The 19,188-nt window shown below is 73.5% G+C and carries 17 protein-coding genes; 4 read left to right on the top strand and 13 right to left on the bottom strand.

Annotation, left to right across the window (positions count from 1 at the left end; genetic code table 11):
- Window positions 1-318 precede the first annotated feature (318 nt).
- Window positions 319-681: a VOC family protein gene (locus LWC35_RS00845; protein WP_232867898.1), complete on the top strand. Its 363-nt coding sequence runs from the start codon at window positions 319-321 to the stop codon at window positions 679-681.
- 14 nt (window positions 682-695) lie between these two features.
- Here the strand turns inward: LWC35_RS00845 and pntB are convergent, their stop codons facing one another.
- The 9 genes from pntB to LWC35_RS00800 form a co-directional block, all read right to left on the bottom strand.
- Entirely contained in the window at window positions 696-2,120 is a 1,425-nt protein-coding gene (gene pntB, locus LWC35_RS00840; RefSeq protein WP_232867897.1) for a Re/Si-specific NAD(P)(+) transhydrogenase subunit beta, read from the bottom strand.
- A gap of 4 nt (window positions 2,121-2,124) precedes the next feature.
- Window positions 2,125-3,726 carry a Re/Si-specific NAD(P)(+) transhydrogenase subunit alpha gene (locus LWC35_RS00835; protein ID WP_232867896.1) on the bottom strand — a complete coding sequence of 534 codons (1,602 nt, stop codon included), beginning with the start codon at window positions 3,724-3,726 and terminating at the stop codon, window positions 2,125-2,127.
- 238 nt (window positions 3,727-3,964) lie between these two features.
- Window positions 3,965-4,738 (bottom strand): enoyl-CoA hydratase/isomerase family protein, encoded by a 774-nt coding sequence (locus tag LWC35_RS00830; RefSeq protein WP_232867895.1) that lies wholly within the window; start codon window positions 4,736-4,738, stop codon window positions 3,965-3,967.
- On the bottom strand, window positions 4,731-5,801 hold the full coding sequence (gene paaE, locus LWC35_RS00825) for a 1,2-phenylacetyl-CoA epoxidase subunit PaaE (protein ID WP_232868050.1): 1,071 nt from the start codon (window positions 5,799-5,801) through the stop codon (window positions 4,731-4,733). The genes LWC35_RS00830 and paaE overlap by 8 nt, the downstream gene beginning before the upstream one ends.
- Window positions 5,802-5,856: 55 nt before the next feature.
- Window positions 5,857-6,375 carry a 1,2-phenylacetyl-CoA epoxidase subunit PaaD gene (paaD, locus tag LWC35_RS00820; protein WP_232867894.1) on the bottom strand — a complete coding sequence of 173 codons (519 nt, stop codon included), beginning with the start codon at window positions 6,373-6,375 and terminating at the stop codon, window positions 5,857-5,859.
- A complete protein-coding gene (gene paaC / locus LWC35_RS00815) occupies window positions 6,369-7,301 on the bottom strand; it encodes a 1,2-phenylacetyl-CoA epoxidase subunit PaaC (protein WP_232867893.1) in 933 nt (310 codons plus the stop codon). Before paaC ends, paaD begins: the two co-directional genes overlap by 7 nt.
- The gene (gene paaB / locus LWC35_RS00810) at window positions 7,298-7,564 is read right to left on the bottom strand and encodes a 1,2-phenylacetyl-CoA epoxidase subunit PaaB (protein WP_232868049.1); all 267 of its coding nucleotides are present in this window, start codon (window positions 7,562-7,564) and stop codon (window positions 7,298-7,300) included. Before paaB ends, paaC begins: the two co-directional genes overlap by 4 nt.
- A gap of 131 nt (window positions 7,565-7,695) precedes the next feature.
- On the bottom strand, window positions 7,696-8,643 hold the full coding sequence (gene paaA, locus LWC35_RS00805) for a 1,2-phenylacetyl-CoA epoxidase subunit PaaA (protein ID WP_232867892.1): 948 nt from the start codon (window positions 8,641-8,643) through the stop codon (window positions 7,696-7,698).
- A gap of 94 nt (window positions 8,644-8,737) precedes the next feature.
- Entirely contained in the window at window positions 8,738-9,382 is a 645-nt protein-coding gene (locus LWC35_RS00800; RefSeq protein ID WP_232867891.1) for a TetR/AcrR family transcriptional regulator, read from the bottom strand.
- Window positions 9,383-9,516: 134 nt separating this feature from the next.
- Between LWC35_RS00800 and LWC35_RS00795 the strand changes: the two genes are divergently transcribed.
- The 3 genes from LWC35_RS00795 to paaK are packed head-to-tail and all read left to right on the top strand — an operon-like array spanning window position 9,517 to window position 14,190.
- On the top strand, window positions 9,517-10,761 hold the full coding sequence (locus LWC35_RS00795) for a thiolase family protein (protein WP_232867890.1): 1,245 nt from the start codon (window positions 9,517-9,519) through the stop codon (window positions 10,759-10,761).
- A gap of 37 nt (window positions 10,762-10,798) precedes the next feature.
- The gene (gene paaZ, locus LWC35_RS00790; RefSeq protein WP_232867889.1) at window positions 10,799-12,841 is read left to right on the top strand and encodes a phenylacetic acid degradation bifunctional protein PaaZ; all 2,043 of its coding nucleotides are present in this window, start codon (window positions 10,799-10,801) and stop codon (window positions 12,839-12,841) included.
- The gene (gene paaK, locus LWC35_RS00785; RefSeq protein ID WP_232867888.1) at window positions 12,838-14,190 is read left to right on the top strand and encodes a phenylacetate--CoA ligase PaaK; all 1,353 of its coding nucleotides are present in this window, start codon (window positions 12,838-12,840) and stop codon (window positions 14,188-14,190) included. The genes paaZ and paaK overlap by 4 nt, the downstream gene beginning before the upstream one ends.
- Window positions 14,191-14,311: 121 nt before the next feature.
- Here the strand turns inward: paaK and LWC35_RS00780 are convergent, their stop codons facing one another.
- The 4 genes from LWC35_RS00780 to LWC35_RS00765 all read right to left on the bottom strand — a co-directional run bounded on the left by LWC35_RS00780 (window position 14,312) and on the right by LWC35_RS00765 (window position 19,155).
- Complete coding sequence (locus LWC35_RS00780; protein WP_232867887.1) at window positions 14,312-15,304, bottom strand: glycosyltransferase family 2 protein; 993 nt, start codon at window positions 15,302-15,304, stop codon at window positions 14,312-14,314.
- 138 nt (window positions 15,305-15,442) lie between these two features.
- The gene (locus tag LWC35_RS00775) at window positions 15,443-15,952 is read right to left on the bottom strand and encodes a (2Fe-2S)-binding protein (RefSeq protein ID WP_308194425.1); all 510 of its coding nucleotides are present in this window, start codon (window positions 15,950-15,952) and stop codon (window positions 15,443-15,445) included.
- 10 nt (window positions 15,953-15,962) lie between these two features.
- Complete coding sequence (locus LWC35_RS40035) at window positions 15,963-16,826, bottom strand: FAD binding domain-containing protein (protein WP_232867886.1); 864 nt, start codon at window positions 16,824-16,826, stop codon at window positions 15,963-15,965.
- Between the two features lie 4 nt (window positions 16,827-16,830).
- Window positions 16,831-19,155: a xanthine dehydrogenase family protein molybdopterin-binding subunit gene (locus LWC35_RS00765; RefSeq protein WP_232867885.1), complete on the bottom strand. Its 2,325-nt coding sequence runs from the start codon at window positions 19,153-19,155 to the stop codon at window positions 16,831-16,833.
- Window positions 19,156-19,188: the final 33 nt, after the last annotated feature.

Below are 19,188 nucleotides of genomic sequence, written 5' to 3'. Positions count from 1 at the left end.
GACGGCCTCGACGATCGCGTCGTCCACGACCCGCGCAGGTACCAGGTGCAGGTCTTGCGGTAGGGCTCGCCGTCGCGGGCGGTCCCCTCGGCGTCGACGAGGGCGCTCGCACCGGGACCTCCGGTGCCCGCCGCCCATTCCTCGAAGGCGGTCCGATCAGCTTCTCGGCGTCCCCGCGCGCCCGATCCCGCATGCTCCGACCCTGCCCGCAGCCGGCCGCCATCGGAAGACGGCACCGGGCGAGCTCCGCCGGGCCCCACCGCAGCGCCGGGTCGCGGGGACACTGACCCGTCGACGGCCGTCCTCCGGAGGAGAATCATGATCACGGGCGCACACGCGATCCTCTACAGCACCGACGCCGAGGCCGACCGCGCCTTCCTGCGCACGCTCCTCGGCACCCGCTCGGTCGATGCCGGGGACGGCTGGCTGATCCTCGCGCTGCCGCCGGCGGAGATCGCCGTGCATCCGACCGACGGCGCGCCGGCCCACGAGCTGTACCTCCTGTGCGACGACGTCGACGCGACCGTCGCCGACCTCACCGCGCGCGGGGTGGCGTTCGAGGGCGGGACCACCGACGAGGGCTGGGGCCGGCGCACCTCGATCCGCCTGCCCGGCGGCGGTGCGCTCGGCCTCTACCAGCCGCGTCACCCCGTCGCCGCCGAGATCCCGACGACGGGGTGAACCGGCGCCGAACGTCAGCCGGCGGGGGTGAGGGTCTTGAGCGCGGCGAGGATGTCCTCGACGCGTTCCTTGGCGTCGCCGAAGAGCATCTGGGTGTTCTCGCGGAAGAACAGCGGGTTCTGCACGCCGGCGTAGCCGGTGGCCATGGACCGCTTGAACACCACGACGTTGGCGGCCTCCCACACGCGCAGCACCGGCATGCCCGCGATCGGGCTGCCCGGGTCCTCGGCCGCGGCCGGGTTGACGGTGTCGTTGGCCCCGATGACGAGCACGACGTCGGTGTCGGCCAGGTCGTCGTTGATCTCGTCCATCTCCAGGACGATGTCGTAGGGCACCTGCGCCTCGGCCAGCAGCACGTTCATGTGCCCGGGCAGCCGCCCGGCGACCGGGTGCACCCCGAACCGGACCTCGACGCCCTGCTCGCGCAGCCGCCGGGTCAGGTCCGCGACCGGGTACTGCGCCTGCGCGACGGCCATGCCGTAGCCCGGGGTGATGACCACGCTGCGGGCGTCGGCCAGCATCTCGGCGACCCCGGCGGCGTCGATCTCCCGGTGCTCGCCCTCGACGGCCGCCGCCGCCGAGGCGGTGGCGCCGAAGCCGCCGGCGATGACCGAGATGAAGGAGCGGTTCATCGCCTTGCACATGATGTAGGACAGGTACGCACCGGAGGAGCCGACGAGCGCCCCGGTGATGATCAGCAGGTCGTTGCCCAGCAGGAAGCCCGACGCCGCCGCGGCCCAGCCGGAGTACGAGTTCAGCATCGACACCACGACGGGCATGTCGCCGCCGCCGATCGAGGCGACCAGGTGCAGGCCCAGCAGCAGCGCCACCACCGTGAGCACGGCCAGGATCCACACCTGCGGCGCGATCACGAACCACACCGTGAGCCCCGCGAACACGACCAGCGCCCCGAGGTTCAGCCCGTTCTTGCCCGGCAGCATCAGCGGCGCCGACGCGATCTTCGCCGACAGCTTCAGGTAGGCGATGATCGAGCCGGTGAACGTCACGGCGCCGATGAACACCCCGATGGCGACCTCGGCGTGGTGGATGCCCAGCAGCGACCCGGCCAGCTGCAGGTGGTCACCCTCGACCTCGCCGCCCTCGACCTCGAGGAAGCCGTTCCAGCCCACCAGCACCGCCGCGAGGCCGACGAAGCTGTGCATCAGCGCGATCAGCTCGGGCATGCCGGTCATCTCCACGACCCGGGCCCGCCACAGCCCGATCGCCGCGCCGATCACCAGCGCGACCAGCAGCAGGGCGATCCCGAGCCCGGACGCCGAGCCCAGCGCGACCACCGCGGTGGCCACCAGCGCGATGGCCATGCCGGCGATGCCGAACACCACCCCGGAGCGGGAGGTCTCGTGCTTGGACAGCCCCGCGAGGCTGACCACGAACAGCAGGGCGGCGATCAGGTAGGCCGCCGTCGTCCACGTCTGCATGCCTTCAGCTCCGTCCGGGGCTACGGGAGAACATCGACAGCATGCGGCGGGTCACCGCGAAGCCGCCGACGATGTTGATGGCGGCCAGCAGCACCGCGACCGCCGCCAGGGCCGTGACCAGCGCACTCCCGGCGCCGATCTGCAGGATCGCGCCGACCACGATGATCCCGGAGATGGCGTTGGTGACCGACATCAGCGGCGTGTGCAGCGCGTGGTGCACGTTCCCGATCACGTAGAAGCCGATCACGATGGCCAGCACGAACACCGTCAGGTGCCCCGCCAGCTCCGCCGGCGCGAACGCCGTGACTCCGAACAACGCCAACGCCCCGACGATCCCGACGGCGGCCCGCGCCCAGGGCGAGCGCTTCTTCTCGGGTCGGGGTTCGGCCTGCGGAGCCGCCGCGGGCTGGACCGCCGGGGTCGCGCTCACCGACACCGGGGGCGGTGGCCACAACGTCTCGCCCGCGTGCGCCACGGTCAGCCCGCGCACCACCACGTCGTCGAGGTCCAGGACCAGCCGCCCGTCCTTGCCCGGGGTCAGCAGCTTGAGCAGGTTCACCACGTTGGTGCCGTAGAGCTGCGAGGCCTGCGCGGGCAGCCGGCCCGGCAGGTCAGTGTAGCCGATGATCGTGACCCCGTTGTCGGTCACCACCGCCTCGCCGGCGACCGTGCCCTCGACGTTGCCGCCCTGCGCGGCGGCCATGTCCACGATCACGCTGCCCGGCCGCATCGAGGCGACCTGCTCGGCGGTGATCAGCTTCGGCGCGGGTCGGCCCGGGATCAGCGCGGTGGTGATGATGATGTCCACGTCCGCGGCCTGCTCGGAGTAGATCTCCGCGGCCCGGCGGTCGTAGTCCTCCGACGTCGCCTTCGCGTACCCGTCGGTGGACGCCTCCTGCTCGACCTCCACCGCCAGGTACTCGCCCCCCAGCGACTTCACCTGCTCGGCGACCTCCGCGCGCGGGTCGGTCGCCCGCACCACCGCGCCCAGGCTGTTCGCCGCCGCGATCGCCGCCAGCCCGGCCACCCCGACCCCGGCGACCAGCACCTTCGCCGGCGGGACCTTGCCCGCCGCCGTGACCTGCCCGGTGAAGAACCGGCCGAACGCGTGCGCCGCCTCGATCACCGCCCGGTAGCCGGCGATGTTCGCCATCGAGGACAGCACGTCCAACGACTGCGCCCGCGAGATCCGCGGCACCGCGTCCATCGCCAGCGCCGTCACCCCCCGCACGGCCAGCGCCTCGACCCGCTCCGGCTCGAACCGGGGCGCCAGCATCGACACCAGCGTGGCGCCCGGGCGCAGCCGCTCGATCTCGTCCGCGGCCGGGGCGTCGATCGTGACCACCACGTCGGCGTCCCACACCGGCCCCTCGGCCACCTCCGCCCCCGCTGCGGCGTAGGCGGCGTCGTCGAACCCGGCGCGCACACCGGCGCCGGTCTCCACCGTGACGGTGTAGCCGAGGTCGATCACCTTGCGGACCGTCTCCGGGGTCAACGCCACCCGGGTCTCCGCCTTCGTCGACTCCGCCACGACCCCGATCCGCAGCGGGGGCGCGGTCGGGGACGGGGTCGCTGCGGGCTCAGCGGCCTCGGGGCTGTCGCTCATCGCTCTCCTCGATGTCCGGCATCACTGTCGATCGGGAAGTACGGCAGCCCGGCCGGACACGGGCCGGGTCGACGCGCATCGTGACACAGTGGAGGCACGACGGCGCTGCTTGGCAAAGTTAACGCAGTGCGGCTTCCAGCTAGCGACGACTTCGTCACACCTTTCCCGATCGCGTGCCGCCCAGGACACGTCTCCCTCCGGTCGACCCACGCGGCCACCCGGTGGGCGAGCTCCGGGGTCAGTCCCGGAAGGTCGGCTTCCGCTTCTCCCGGAACGCGGCGACGCCCTCGGCGAAGTCGGGTCCGGCGAACAGGGTGCGCTGGGCGCGCGCCTCGGCGGTGAGGACCTGCCGCAGGTCGGTGTGCCCCGCGGCGAAGATCGCCTTCGTCGCGGCGAGCGCCGGTCGCGACCGGCGCGCCAGCAGCTCGGCCCGCTCCCGCGCCAGCTCGAGCGCCCCGCCCGGCTCGGCCAGTCGCTCGACGAGCCCGATCGTGGCCGCCCGCTCGGCGCCGACGACCTCGCCGAAGAGGATCATCTCGGTCGCCCGGCCCTGGCCGACGCGCCGCGGCAGGGTCCAGGCGAGCCCGGCGTCGGTCGCGAGCCCGACCCCGCCGAACGAGGCGCAGAGCTTGGCGTCGCGGGCCGCGACGACGTGGTCGGCGGCCGCGGCGAGCGAGAGGCCCGCGCCGTAGGCACCGCCCTCGACCGCGGCGATCACCGGCTTGGACCCGGCGACGATGGCCTCCATGAGGTCGGCGACGAGCTGCAGGCGGTGGATGCCGAGCTGCTCGTCGTCGCTCATGGTCGAGATGTCCCCGCCGGCGCAGAAGAAGCCCTCCGCGCCGGTGAGGACGACGACCCGGACCTCGTCGTCGGCCATGGCCGCGAGCACGGCGTCGCGCAGCTCGCGGCGCATCTCGATCGACAACGCGTTGCGCCGCTTCGGGTCGGTCATGGTCAGCGTTCGCACGGGGCCGTGGTCGGCCCGGTCCACGAGATCGCGGTCAGACATCGAAGTCGACGGTGACCGTGTCCGAGACCGGCAGGGTCTGGCAGGTGAGCACGAACCCGGCCTCGACCTCCTCGTCCTCGAGGGCGAAGTTGCGGCGCATGGTGACCTCGCCGGCGGTGACCTGCGCCCGGCACGTGCCGCACACCCCGCCCTTGCAGGCGAAGGGCAGGTCGCCCCGGACCTTCTGCGCGGCGTCGAGCACGGACTGGTTGCGCGGCAGGGTCAGCCGGGTGGACCGGCCGTTGAGGACGACCGTGACCTCGCTGCCCTCGCCGACCTCGGCGTCGTCCTCGGCGCGGTGCACCTCGGGCGGCGGCTCGTCGACGTAGAACAGCTCCCGGTGGACGCGCTTCTTCTCCACCCCGAGCTCGCCCAACACGGCCACGGCGTCCTCGGTCATGCCGAGCGGGCCGCACAGCCACCAGTGGTCGACGCCCTCGACGTCGACGAGCGAGCCGAGCAGGATCCGCATCCGCTCGGCGTCGAGCCGGCCGTTGAAGATGTCGGCCTCGGTGGGTTCGCGGGAGAGCACGTTGAGCAGGTGCAGCCGCGGGCCGTAGGCGTTCTTGAGGTCGGCGATCTCCTCGGTGAACATCACGGTGTCGGTGCGCCGGTTGCCGTAGAGCAGGGTGACGCGGGTGTCGGCGTGCGCGGCCAGCAGCGACGCGGCGATCGAGAGCACCGGCGTGATGCCCGACCCGGCGGCGATCAGCCCGTGGTGGGTACCGGCCGCGAGGTCGGGGGTGAACGACCCGGCGGGCGGGCCGACCTCGACCTCGTCGCCGACCGCGAGCCGGTCGACCAGCCACTCGGAGAACAGCCCGCCGTCGACCCGGCGCACCCCGACCCGCGGCTCGGCGCCGGCCGGGGCGCAGATCGAGTAGGAGCGCCGCTCCTCCCCCGCCTCGGTCTCGAGCCGCAGCGTCAGGTACTGCCCCGGGCGGAACGCGTAGTCCGCGCGCAGGTCCTCCGGCACGGCGAAGGTGACGGCGACGGCGTCCTCGCACAGCCGCTCGAGCCCCGACACCCGCAACCGGTGGAAGCCGGTCTCGCGGGGCACCACGACCTCGTCGTCGGCCCGGGTGCCGGCCGCGCTCAGGGTGGTCGCGGGAGTCACCTCAGATCTCCTTCATGTGCTCGAAGGGCTCCTGGCAGGACGGGCAGCGCCGCAGCGCCGTGCACGCCGTCGGGCCGAAACGGGAGAACTCCTCGGTCGCCGGGGCGCCGCAGCGCGGGCAGCGGACCTGCGACGACGGGGCGCCGAGGGACAGCGGGATCGGGCCGGCGGCCCGCGCCGGCGCCTTCCCGGGCGGTGCGATGCCGGCCTCGGCGAGCTTGCGGCGCCCGGCCTCGCTGATCCAGTCGGTGCTCCACGCCGGCGAGAACACGGTGCGGACCTCGACGCCGCGGTAGCCGGCCTCGCCCAGCGCGAGGCGGATGTCGTCGCGCATGACCTCGAGGGCCGGGCAGCCGGAGTAGGTCGGGGTGATCGTGACGACCACGGACCCGTCGTGTTCCTCGACCGACCGGATCACGCCGAGGTCGTCGAGGGTGAGCATGGGCATCTCGGGGTCGACGACCCGGGCGACGACGTCGCGTGCGCCCAGGTCCACCCGCAGGTCGGGGTCGGTCACCATGTCGCCCCCGGGTGCTCGCGCGCGACGCTCTGCATCTCGGCCAGGACGTAGCCGAGGCGCTCGGTGTGCACGCCCTGCCGGCCGCTGCGCCCGCCGATCGTGCCCGCCGGCGCCACCGCGGGGCGGACCAGCGTGGCCTGCTCCAGGACCTGGGCCAGGACGGCGTCGAACTCCGCGCGGGTCTCCGCGGGGTCGACCGCGACGCCCGCCGCGACGAGCCGGCGCTCCTCGTCCGAGGTGCGGAACAGCTCCTCCACGTACGGCCACGCCCAGTCCAGCCCGGCCTGCATCCGCCGGTGCGACTCGTCGGTGCCGTCGCCCAGGCGCAGGGCCCAGCGGGCGGCGTAGTCGCGGTGGTAGGTCAGCTCCTTGACACCTTTGCCCGCGACCGCGGCGATCAGCGGGTCGGCCGAGCCCAGCAGCCGGTGCAGCAGCGCGAGCCGCCAGGTCGAGAAGATCAGCAGCCGGGCGATGCACCGGCCGAAGTCCAGCTCGTCGGACTGCTCGGCGAGGGCGACGTTGCGGAACCCGGCCTGATCGCGCAGGTACGCCAGCGCGTCCTCGTCGCGGCCCCGGCCCTCGACGTGCCCGGCGCGGCTGAGCAGCACCCGGGCCTGGCCGAGCAGGTCGAGCGCGGTGTTGGCCAGCGCGACCTCCTCCTCCAGCTCCGGCGCGTTCGCCACCCACTCCGACAGCCGCTGGCTGTAGATCAGCGCGTCGTCCCCGAGCATCTGGCAGTAGGCGGCGAGATCGGCCGCGTCGACACCGTCCGGAACGGGGGCGCTGATCTCGGCCTCCCCGAGACTCAGACCGTCCTCGAAGCCGGTGCCGAAGGCCCAGCGGGGGTCGTCGTGCGCGGTGGTCTCCGACAGCGACTGATAGGCGTTCGTCACGTCGTGGTCCAGGTCGTGCACGTGGTCGTTCACAGGTGCGGCACCTCCTCCGGGATCGCGTAGAAGGTCGGGTGCCGGTAGACCTTGTCGCCCGCCGGCGCGAAGAACGGGTCCTTCTCCGCCGGGCTCGACGCGGTGATGTCCTCGGCCTTCACGACCCAGATCGACACCCCCTCGTTGCGACGGGTGTAGAGGTCCCGGGCGTTGTGCAGCGCCATCTCGGCGTCCGCGGCGTGCAGCGAGCCCACGTGCACGTGGTTGAGGCCGCGCTTGCCGCGCACGAACACCTCGTACAGCGGCCAGGTCCGACGGCTGGGCCGCTCGCCGGCACCCTTCTCGACCTGCCCGGTCTCGACACCCGTGGTGGGGACGGCGCCGTGGCCGCCCTCCGCGGTGACGTCGCCGATCTGCTCGTCGTCGCTCGGGATCATGCCGACACCTGCTTGTCGGCGTAGGCCTGCGCGGCCTCGCGCACCCAGGCGCCGTTCTCGTGCGCCCGGCGACGGTGCTCCAGTCGCTGCGCGTTCGCAGGTCCGGCCCCGGTGATGACGGCCTTGAACTCCGACCAGTCCGGCTCACCGAAGTCGTGCGCCTGCCGCTCCTCGTTCCACCGCAGGTCCGGGTCCGGCAACGTGACGCCCAGGACCTCGGCCTGCGGGACGGTCATGTCCACGAACCGCTGGCGCAGCTCGTCGTTGGTGTGCCGCTTGATGTTCCACGCCATCGACTGCTGCGTGTTCGGGGAGTCCCCGTCGGCCGGCCCGAACATCATCAGCGACGGCCACCACCACCGGTTCACCGACTCCTGCACCATGGCCTTCTGCTCGCGCGTGCCGTTGACCATGGCCAGCAGCAGCTCGTAGCCCTGCCGCTGGTGGAAGGACTCCTCCTTGCAGATCCGCACCATCGCCCGCGCGTACGGGCCGTACGAGCACCGGCACAGCGGGACCTGGTTGCAGATCGCCGCGCCGTCGACCAGCCAGCCGATCACGCCCACGTCGGCGTAGGTCAGCGTGGGGTAGTTGAAGATCGAGGAGTACTTCTGCTTCGCCGAGATCAGCTTCTCGGTCAGCTCCTCGCGGTCCACGCCCAGGGTCTCGGCGGCCGCGTAGAGATACATCCCGTGCCCTGCCTCGTCCTGGACCTTGGCCAGGAGGATCGCCTTGCGCCGCAGCGACGGCGCACGCGAGATCCAGTTGCCCTCGGGCTGCATGCCGATGATCTCGGAGTGCGCGTGCTGCGCGATCTGGCGGATCAGCGTCTTGCGGTAGGCCTCGGGCATCCAGTCCCGCGGCTCGATCCGCTGGTCGGCGTCGATCGTGGCCTGGAACTCGTCCTGATGAGCGTGGTGGGAGCGCTCGTCGGTCGCGGTCATCGCGATCCTCCAAAACCGAATGTTCGTTCGTCTGATGATGACGCACCCCGGCCGTAGGCGCAACCGCGGGGGCGGACCCACCCGGGGCGGCGCGTCAGGCGGGCGGGACGATCCCCTCGGAGACCATCCGCACGACCTGGGCGGGGAGGCGCTCCGACCCCGGCCGGCCGGGCCGGCACCACTCGATGATCGAGTTGACCGTGCCGGAGAGCAGGCGGGCCGCCAGCCAGGGCTCGACACCCGCCCTGACCTCGCCGTCCTCGACCGCCTCGGCGACGAGCGAGGCGAGGGTGGCGTCGAACGCGCGGCGCCGGGCGAGGGCCCACCGCTCGATGTCGGTGTTGCCCCGTACGCGCAGCAGCAGGGTCACGTAGGGCAGCTCCGTGGTCAGCACCTCCACCTGGCGTCCGATGATGTGCTGCAGGCGACCCAGGGCCGACCCGCGCTGCGAAGCGGGTTCGTCGAGGATGCCGAACAGCCCGTCGAGCGCCCGCTCGAGCGCGGCCCGCAGGAGCTCCTCCTTGCCGCTCACGTGGTGGTAGAAGGAGGACTTCGTGATCCCGGCGGCGCGCGAGAGGTCCTCCATCGAGGTCGCGTCGTACCCGCGGGCATTGAACTCCTGCACCGCGACGGCCAGGAGCGAACGGGCGTCGTAGGCGACCCGGCGGGCACCGGCGGCACCCCGGCCGCGCCGCGCCCGCGGGGACTGCGGGGGCGGCTCGGCGGGCGCGGCCGTCATCGCACCCCTCCCGCGCCGGACAGGACGTCGCCGGTGACATCGCCCCTGTCGGTCTCCACGCGCTCATGCTAACCTCCGCAACAACCGAACGATCGTTCGCCGACGCAGACACCGATCGGAGGCCGAGCGGCCAGATGGGCAGCAGCAACACCGCATTCCTGGTGAGCGGGGTCCGCACCCCGCAGGGCAAGTACGGCGGGGCACTGGCGGGCGTCCGCCCCGACGACCTCGCCGCCCTCGTGGTCGGCGAGGCGGTCGCGCGGGCGGGGGTCCCGGCCGACGCGATCGACGAGGTGGTCCTCGGCGCCGCCAACCAGGCCGGCGAGGACAACCGCAACGTGGCCCGAATGGCCGTTCTGCTGGCCGGGCTCCCGACGACGGTTCCCGGCTACACCGTGAACCGGCTGTGTGCCAGCGGCCTCACCGCCGTCACGAACGCCGCCCAGGCGATCAAGGGGGGCGAGGCGGACGTCGTCGTCGCCGGTGGGGTGGAGTCGATGACGCGGGCGCCCTGGGTGATGGCCAAGCCGGGCACGCCGTGGGCCAAGCCGGGCGAGGTCGCCGACACCTCCCTGGGCTGGCGGTTCACCAACCCGCGGTTCACGGCCCTGGACCGCGAGGCACCCGAGGTCCACACCGAGACCGAGGGCCCGACGACGCTGTCGATGGGCGAGACCGCCGAGGAGGTGGCCGCGCTCGACGGGATCACCCGCGAGGAGTGCGACGAGTTCGCCCTGCGCAGCCACACCCGCGCGGTGGCCGCGGCGAAGGACGGCCGGTTCGACGCCGAGCTGGTCACGGTGTCCGTCCCGCAGCGCAGGGGCGACCCGGTGCAGGTCACCGCGGACGAGGGCCCCCGTGCCGACGCGTCGCCCGAGTCGCTGGGCCGGCTGCGCCCCGTGTTCCGCAAGGACGGCATCGTCACCGCCGGCAACTCCTCGCCGCTGTCCGACGGCGCGGCCGCGGTGGTCGTGGCCAGCGAGCGAGCGGTGGAGGAGCACGGGCTGCAGCCGATCGCCCGCATCGTCACCGGCACCAGCGCCGGCGTCGCGCCGCACGTCATGGGCCTCGGGCCGGTGCCGGCCACGCAGAAGGCGCTCCGGCTGGCCGGGTGGCAGGTGGGCGACCTCGACGCCGTCGAGCTCAACGAGGCCTTCGCCGCGCAGAGCCTGGCCTGCGTGCGGCGCCTGGGCCTGGACCCCGAAACCGTGAACGCCGACGGCGGGGCCATCGCCCTGGGCCACCCGCTGGGTTGCTCCGGGGCCCGCATCACCGTCACGCTGGCCAACCGCCTCCGCCGTGCGGGCGGCCGCCGCGGCCTGGCGTCGATGTGCGTCGGCGTCGGCCAGGGCGCCGCGCTGCTCCTGGAAACCGTCTGAGACCCGTCCGACCCGCCTCCACCACGAGAGGGACCGCATGACCACCCCGCTTCTGCGCAGCTACGTCTCCGGCGGCTGGCACACCGCGACCGATTCCGGTCGCCCGCTCTTCGACGCCGTGACCGGCGAGGAGATCGCCCGGATCTCGTCGACCGGGGTCGACTTCGGCGCCGCCCTCCGCCACGGCCGCGAGGTCGGCGGGCCGGCGCTGCGCGAGCTGACCTTCCACCGGCGCGCCACGCTGCTCAAGGCGCTCGGCCAGCACCTGCGCGAGCACCGCGAGGAGCTCTACGCCGTCTCCACGCGGACCGGCGCCACCCTCGGCGACTCGAAGTTCGACGTCGACGGCGGCATCGGCGTGCTGCTCGCCTACGCCTCGAAGGCCAAGCGCGAGCTGCCCAACGACACCGTCTACGTGGACGGTGCGGTCGAGCCGCTCGGGCGCGGCGGCACCTTCCTCGGCCAGCACCTCTGCGTCCCGCTGCGCGGGGTCGCGGTGCAGGTCAACGCGTTCAACTTCCCGGTCTGGGGGCCGCTGGAGAAGTTCGCCCCGGCCTTCCTCGCCGGCGTCCCCAGCCTGATCAAGCCGGCCAGCCCGACCGCCTTCCTCACCGCGAAGCTCGTCGAGCTGATCGTGGACTCCGGGATCCTGCCCGCCGGGACGCTGCAGTTCGTGGCCGGCTCGCTGGGCGACGCCTTCGACCACCTCACCGGCCAGGACCTGGTCTCGTTCACCGGCTCCGCCTCCACCGCGCAGACCCTGCGCACCCACCCGGCGATCGTGCGCAACGCGGTGCGGTTCACCGCCGAGGCCGACTCGCTCAACCTGTCGGCCCTGGGCCCCGACGCCATCCCCGGCACGGACGAGTTCGACCTGTTCGTCAAGGGCCTGGTCGCGGAGATGACGGTCAAGGCCGGGCAGAAGTGCACCGCCATCCGCCGGGCCTTCGTCCCCGCCCCGCACGTCGACGCCGTCGTCGAGGCCGTGTCCGCGCGCCTCGCGAGGACCACGATCGGCAACCCGGCGAGCGAGGGCGTCCGGATGGGGGCGCTGGCGAGCCTGGACCAGCGCGAGGAGGTCCGCCGCAGCGTGAAGGCCCTCGCCGACGCCGGCCGGATCGTCTTCGGCGACCCGGAGAAGGTCGAGGTGCTCGACGCCGACGCCGACCGCGGCGCGTTCGTCTCGCCGATCCTGCTGGTCGGGGACCCGGAGCGGGCCGAGCCGCACGAGGTCGAGGCCTTCGGCCCGGTCTCGACGATCCTGCCGTACGAGTCCACCGCGCAGCTGATCGACTACGCCGCCCGCGGGCAGGGCAGCCTGGCCGGCTCGATCGTCACGGCCGATCCGGCGTTCGCCCGCGAGGTCGTGCTCGGCACCGCTGCCTTCCACGGCCGACTGCTGGTGCTCAACGGCAAGGACGCCAAGGAGTCCACCGGGCACGGGTCCCCGCTGCCCCAGCTCGTCCACGGCGGGCCCGGCCGCGCCGGCGGCGGCGAGGAGATGGGCGGCATCCGCGGCGTGCTGCACCACATGCAGCGCACCGCGGTCCAGGCCGACCCGGACACCCTGACCGCCATCACCGGCCGCTGGGTCGCTGGCGCCGAGCGGCGCGAGACCGAACGACACCCCTTCCGGCTGCACCTGGAGGAGCTCCGGCCGGGCGACACGATCGTCGCCGGTCCGCGGCGGGTCGACCAGGAGGACGTCGAACACTTCGCCGAGTTCACCGGCGACACGTTCTACGCCCACATGGACGCCGAGGCCGCGGCGGCGAACCCGCTGTTCGGCGAACGCGTCGCCCACGGCTACCTGATCGTGTCGCTGGCCGCGGGCCTGTTCGTCGACCCCGACCCGGGCCCGGTGCTGGCCAACTTCGGCGTCGACAACCTGCGCTTCCTCACCCCGGTCACGTTCGGCGACGAGCTCACGGTGACCCTGACCTGCAAGCAGCTCACCCCCCGCGAGTCCGCCGGGTACGGCGAGGTCCGCTGGGACGCCGACGTCACCCGCCAGGACGGCGAGTCCGTCGCCCGCTACGACGTGCTCACCCTCGTCGCGAAGAAGGACGGTGCGGCATGACCCTCACTCCCACCCCGGAATCGGCGCCCACCCGCTCGACCCGGCTCGGCGAGGCCCCGCCGGCGGACCTGCTCGACGCCGGCGAGCGCCTGTCGGTCGACGAGCTGCGCGCCACCCAGCTCGAGCGCCTGCGGTGGACGCTGCGGCACGCCTACGAGAACGTGCCGCACTACCGCCGCGCCTTCGACGCCGCGGGCGTGCACCCGGACGACTGCCGCGAGCTGTCCGACATCGCGAAGTTCCCGACCACGAGCAAGGCCGACCTGCGGGAGAACTACCCGTTCGGGATGTTCGCCGTGCCGCAGTCCGAGGTCCGCCGCATCCACGCCTCCTCGGGCACCACCGGCCGCCCGACCGTCGTCGGCTACACCGCCCACGACATCGACACCTGGGCCGGGCTGATCGCCCGCTCGATCCGCGCCGCCGGTGGGCGTCCCGGGCACAAGGTGCACAACGCCTACGGCTACGGCCTGTTCACCGGCGGGCTGGGCGCGCACTACGGCATCGAGAAGCTCGGCGCGACCGCGATCCCGGTCTCCGGCGGGATGACCCCGCGGCAGATCCAGCTGATCGGCGACTTCCAGCCCGACGTGATCATGGTGACCCCGTCCTACATGCTCACCCTGCTCGACGAGTTCGAACGCCAGGGCATCGACCCCCGCACCAGCTCGCTGAAGGTGGGAATCTTCGGCGCCGAGCCGTGGACCGAGCAGATGCGCGCCGAGATCGAGGAGCGCATGGACATGCACGCCGTGGACATCTACGGCCTCTCCGAGGTCATGGGCCCCGGCGTGGCCCAGGAGTGCGTGGAGACCAAGGACGGGCTGCACATCTGGGAGGATCACTTCCTGCCCGAGGTCCTCGACCCGCTCGACGGCACCGTGCTGGCCGACGGTGAGGAGGGCGAGCTGGTGTTCACCTCGCTGACCAAGCAGGCCCTGCCGATCATCCGCTACCGCACCCGCGACCTGACCCGGCTGCTGCCGGGCACGGCGCGGCCGTCCCTGCGGCGGATGCAGAAGATCACCGGCCGCTCCGACGACATGATCATCCTGCGGGGGGTGAACCTGTTCCCCACCCAGATCGAGGAGATCGTGCTGCGCACCCCGGGGTTCGCCCCGCACTTCCAGCTCGAGCTCACCACCAAGGGTCGGATGGACGCGCTCACCGTCCGCGTCGAGGCCCGCGCCGACGCGCCCGCCGAGCGCCGGCAGGCGGCCGCCGCCGAGCTGATCAAGGCGGTCAAGGACACCATCGGTGTCTCGGTGACCTGCGAGGTCGTCGACCCCGACACCCTGGAACGGTCCGTGGGCAAGCTGCAGCGACTCCTGGACCGCCGCACGAAGTGAACCCGGCGGTGCCGAGCACGCGCGGGAACGGCACCGAACGCCTCGATCACTGGCGTCGGGCGCTGCCCCGGCCCGGGTTGGCGGCGTCCGTGTTCTCTGTCGGCCCTCGGAGCTTGCGATCTCAGGCGAGCAGCGCCGCAGCCCGGGCGGCGCCGCGATAGACCCCGGCCCGGACACCGTTGCGGGCGGCACGCATCCGCGCCCGGCCCGTGGCCCCGCTCCCGTGCCAGGCCAGCAACGCCTGGCCCCAGCGGGTGCGGGCCAGCCGGGCGGGGCCTGCGGTCAGCGCGATCCCCGCCCAGCGGTCGGCGACGTCGTCGAACCCGTCCCGGTACGCGAAGACCGCGGGCTGGACGTAGGCGAGGCCCGAGGGCAGCCGGCTCATCAACGGCGCGTATTCGACGAGCAGCTTGTCCAGCGCGGAATAGCGGGCGCCGCGGTTCGAGCTGATGCTCCCGGTCCGCATCAGCCGCATGTCGATCAGGTACCGGCGGAGGCCCCAGAACAGCGGGGTCGACGAGCGGGTGGCGATCCGCAGCCACATCTCCTGGTCGACCGCGCTCGCGAGACCGGTGTCGAACACCCCGACCTCGTCGAAACAGCTGCGCCGCACCAGCAGCGAGCTGCCGTTGTGGGCGGGGTTGTTCTCCGCGAGGAAGCGGTCCATGTCGCAGACACCGGCGGGCTGCCACCGCGGACCGACGACCCGCCCGTTCTCCAGCATCACCCGCGTGTGGCAGAAGGTGGCGCCGACCCGGCTGCCGACGGCCTGCATGACCTGCAGCTGGCGGCGCAGGAACTCCGGGTGCCAGCGGTCGTCGCCGTCGAGGAACGCGACGAACGGCGCCGACGACTCGACGATGCCGAGGTTGCGTGCCGCGCCCGATCCGGCGTTGGCGGTGGAGATCAACCGGATCCGCGAATCGAACGCCGCGCGGGCGCGCACGATGTCGGCGGTGCCGTCCGTGGAGCCGTCGTCGATCACGACGTACTCGAGCCGCCCCTCGGTCTGCCGCAGCACCGAGTCGACGGCCTCCCCGATCCACGGTCCGACGTTGTAGGCGGGCGTGATCACCGAGACCAGTGGCGTGCTCGCCGGGAGCGAAGGGCTCATATCGGAAACAACGATCCGATACGGCACGCAACGTTCCCCCTGCAGAGTGGAATGGGGCTTTACCCAGAACGACGAGTTCCGGTTGCTCAGGAAAGGATCAACGAGGAGTTCTGCGGCTTTTGCCCCTTTACGGGGGACCTACCCGGCCCTGTCCCCCGGCGTGCGGTCCCAGGCCCGGTCGGCCTGCAGGACGGCATCGACGATCCCCTGGTAGCCCGTGCACCGGCACAGGTGGCCGGAGACGACGGTGCGGACCTCGGCCTCGTCGACGCCGTGGCGTTCGGTGAGCAGGTGGTGGACAGTCATCAGCAGTCCCGGGGTGCAGAACCCGCACTGCAGGGCGTGCTGGTCGGTGAAGGCCTGCTGGATCGGGTGCAGCGGCTCACCGGGCGCCGCCAGGCCCTCGACCGTCCGGACCTCGGCGCCGTCGGCCTGGACCGCGAGCAGCAGACACGCGCGCACCGCCTCGCCGTCGACCTCGACGGTGCAGGCCCCGCAGATGCCCTGCTCGCAGGCGACGTGCGTGCCGGTCAGCCCCAGCTCGTCGCGAAGGGCGTCGGCCAGCGACGTGCGGGACTCCACGATCATCCGGGCCGGCCGGTCGTTCACGGTCAGCGCGACGGTGATCGCGTCCGCCGCACGGCGCACGAGCGGATCCTCAGGCGACACGGGTGACCTCCGTGTCCTGCCGGAGCACCTGCTCCAGCGCGCGGCGGACCAGGGTGCGCACGAGCACCCGGCGATGGGCGGCGGTCGTGCGGTCGTCGTCGGCGGGATCGCACTCGCGGGAAGCGAGCTCGGCGACCTCCCGGGCGAGGCCGCGGTCGCCGGCCCCGCCCAGGTCGGGGACCGGGACCGACCAGGGCACGTCGTGCACGCCGGCGCAGGCCACGCGGACCGCCGCGACGACGCCGTCGCGGACCCGCGTCACCACCCCGACCCCGACGAGGGGCAGGTCGCCGGGGCGCCGGCCGAACTCCAGCCAGGCGCTCCTGGTGTCGTCGGTGTCGAGCGGGAACGTCGCGGCGACGGCGAGCTCGTCGGCCCCCGGCGCGGTCCGCCCCGGTCCGCGGTACAGCTCCGCGGCGGCGACGCTCCGGCGGCCCGCGGCGGACCGGACCTCGAGCGATCCGCCGGTGGCGAGCAGCACCGCGGGGAGCTCGGCCGCCGGATCGGCGAAGCACAGGCTTCCGACCACGGTCCCGCGGGACCGGGTGCCGGGGTTGCCGACCCAGGGCAGGGCGGCGTCGAGCAGGCCCGTCCCGGAGCCCGTGCGGAGGACGGCGGCCTGCCGGACCGTGGCGCCGAGACGCGTCCCCTCCCCGGTCGTGGTGCGCGTGCTCAGCTCGGCCACGCGATTGATGTCCACCAGGAGATCCGGGCGAAGCCGGCGCAGTGCCATCTCCGGCAGGAGGCTCTGTCCGCCCGCGAGGACCCGGGCGGACGCGCCGTGCCCGGCCAGGAGCCCGAGTGCCTCGTCGATCGTCGACGGGCACGCGTAGTCGAAGGGCGCGGGCTTCACCGGGTCACTCCTCCGGGGCCACGAGCTCGTCCGGGCGGATCGGGATGTGCGTGACGGTGACCCCGAGCGGGGCCACCGCGGCGGCCACGGCGCAGGCGACCGCGCCGGGCGTCGCGATCATCGCCGACTCGCCCATGCCCTTGATGCCGCCGCGGGTGTGCGGGGCGGGCGACTCCAGGTGCTCGAGGGCGACCCGCGGCAGGCAGCGGGCGGTCGGCAGGAGGTAGTCGGCGAACGAGGTCGCGCGCGGGGAGCCGTCGGCGCCGTAGCCCGCGTCCTCGTAGAGGGCCGCGCCCACGCCCTGGGCGAACGCGCCCAGGGTCTGGCCGTCCACGACCATCGGGTTGATCACGGTCCCGCAGTCCTCCACCACCGCGGCATCGACGACGTCGACCCGCCCGGTCCCGGGATCCACCTCGACGACCACCGCGACGCAGCCGTTCGAGTAGGTGGCAGGCGGGTCGTAGAAGGCGGTGGCGGTGAGATCCGGTTCCGGCAACGCCGCGCGGACGGAAGGATCGGCGACCGCCGCGGTGGCGATCTCGGCGAGCCCGATCGAGCCGGACGCGGCGACGGCCCGGCCGTCCCGGAAGGAGATCTCCGCCGGATCGACGCCGAGCAGGTGCCCGGCCACCAGCGCGAGCTTGGCGGCGAGCCGCTCCGTCGCCTGCAGCAGCGCCCCGCCGATCACGGTCGCGACCCGGCTCGCGCGGGTGCCCGCGGTGCTCAGCGGCGTCCCGGCGGTGTCCCCGGTCACGACACGGACCCGCCGCGGGTCGCAGGCCAGCACCGAGGCGACGAGCTGGGCCAGGGTCGTGGTGTGGCCCTGTCCCTGCGACGGCGTGCCGACGACGGCGGTGACCGCACCCGACGCGGCCATCTCGACCCGCACCGAGTCGTGCGAGGCGAACGACCAGGAGGACTCCGCCGCCCCGGCCGACCCCCAGCCCGACGGCTCGACGTACGGGCTGATCCCGAATCCACGGCAGCGCCCGTCGGCGGTGGGGCCGGCGACCACGTCGGCGGCGTCGACCAGCTTCGCCGCCCGTTCGAGCGTGGCGAGGTGGCTGCCGCTGTCGTAGGTCATGCCGGTGGGCGTCGTGTAGGGCAGGTCGCCCGGGCGGACGAGGTTCTGCCTGCGCAGGTCCACCGGGTCGCGCCCGAGCAACCGGGCGGCCCGGTCGATCAGCAGCTCCCGGGCGGTGTGCCCGCTGGTCCAGCCCACGCCGCGGTAGGGGGCGATGGGTGCCTTGGTGGTGAGCACGGAGCGCACCCGCCAGCCGGTCTCCGGAATGCGGTACGCGCCGGGCAGCAGGCCCGCGGCGAGGTAGGCCTCGATCAGGGCGCTGGCGGAGTTGAAGGAGTAGGCCCCGGCGTCGCCGAGCACGTCGCAGCGCAGGGCGCGGAAGGTGCCGTCGGCGTCGAGGGCCAGCGCGAGCTCGACGTGTTGTTCCTTCCCGTGGGGTGCGGCGACCAGGTTCTCGCGGCGGTCCTCCACCCACAGGACCGGGCGGTCGGCCGCGCGGGCCGCCAGCGCCACGGCGATCTCTTCGGGCGAGGCCGGGATCTTCTGCCCGAACCCGCCGCCGACGTCGTCGACGAGCACCCGGACCGCGGTGAGGTCCATGCCGAGACAGGTCGCGATCTTCCGCTGGAGCAGGTGGGGGGACTGGGTGGAGCAGCGCACGGTCAGCAGGCCGGTCACCGGGTCGAACGTGGCCGCGCACGCGCGGCCCTCCATCGGTGCGGCGGTGAGCCGGCCGGTGCTGAACGTCCCCGAGACGACGTGGTCGGCCTCGGCGAAGGCCGCCTCGAGACCCGGGGTGTCACGGCGGCCGCGGTACACCTCGTTGCTGCCCAGGGCGGGGTCGAGGGGAGGCAGCAGCAGCGCCGCCTCCGGGTCGACGACGGGAGCCAGGGCCGCGTAGCGGACCTCGACCAGCTCGGCGGCGTCCTCGGCCCGGGCCCGGCTCTCGGCCAGCACCATCGCGACGGCCTCGCCCACGAACCGCACGCGCTCACCGGCGAGCGCGGGCTGCGGGGTCTTGACCAGCCCCGGCACCGCGACCGCGTCCACCAGCGGGACGTGCGGCCGGTCGGCCGCGGTCAGGACGGAGACCACGCCCGGCGCCGACCCCGCCCGCGTGACGTCGACGTCCTCGATCAGGGCGTGCGGATGGGGGGAGCGGACGAAGGCGACGTGGAGACACCGCGCGGGTGGGTCGTCGGCGATGAACCTGCCGCGCCCGCGCAGCAGCCGGCCGTCCTCGAACCGCGGGAGGCGCGCCCCCAACGAGGAGTTCCCGTCCGCATCACGCACCACGATCACCCGCCGTCCTCGGCCGATCACTCCCCACCGTCG

The sequence above is a fragment of the Pseudonocardia kujensis genome (assembly GCF_021283305.1).
Lineage (GTDB): Bacteria > Actinomycetota > Actinomycetes > Mycobacteriales > Pseudonocardiaceae > Pseudonocardia > Pseudonocardia kujensis.
The sequence above is the reverse complement of the archived record's forward strand: the minus strand, read 5'-3'. Positions and strand labels throughout refer to the sequence as shown.

Coding starts and splice junctions, on each gene's coding strand:
- LWC35_RS00845 (WP_232867898.1), top strand. CDS start 319: ATGATCACGGGCGCACACGCGATCCTCTACAGCACCGACGCCGAGGCC.
- pntB (WP_232867897.1), bottom strand. CDS start 2,120: ATGCAGACGTGGACGACGGCGGCCTACCTGATCGCCGCCCTGCTGTTC.
- LWC35_RS00835 (WP_232867896.1), bottom strand. CDS start 3,726: ATGAGCGACAGCCCCGAGGCCGCTGAGCCCGCAGCGACCCCGTCCCCG.
- LWC35_RS00830 (WP_232867895.1), bottom strand. CDS start 4,738: ATGTCTGACCGCGATCTCGTGGACCGGGCCGACCACGGCCCCGTGCGA.
- paaD (WP_232867894.1), bottom strand. CDS start 6,375: ATGGTGACCGACCCCGACCTGCGGGTGGACCTGGGCGCACGCGACGTC.
- paaA (WP_232867892.1), bottom strand. CDS start 8,643: ATGACCGCGACCGACGAGCGCTCCCACCACGCTCATCAGGACGAGTTC.
- LWC35_RS00800 (WP_232867891.1), bottom strand. CDS start 9,382: ATGACGGCCGCGCCCGCCGAGCCGCCCCCGCAGTCCCCGCGGGCGCGG.
- LWC35_RS00795 (WP_232867890.1), top strand. CDS start 9,517: ATGGGCAGCAGCAACACCGCATTCCTGGTGAGCGGGGTCCGCACCCCG.
- paaZ (WP_232867889.1), top strand. CDS start 10,799: ATGACCACCCCGCTTCTGCGCAGCTACGTCTCCGGCGGCTGGCACACC.
- paaK (WP_232867888.1), top strand. CDS start 12,838: ATGACCCTCACTCCCACCCCGGAATCGGCGCCCACCCGCTCGACCCGG.
- LWC35_RS00780 (WP_232867887.1), bottom strand. CDS start 15,304: ATGAGCCCTTCGCTCCCGGCGAGCACGCCACTGGTCTCGGTGATCACG.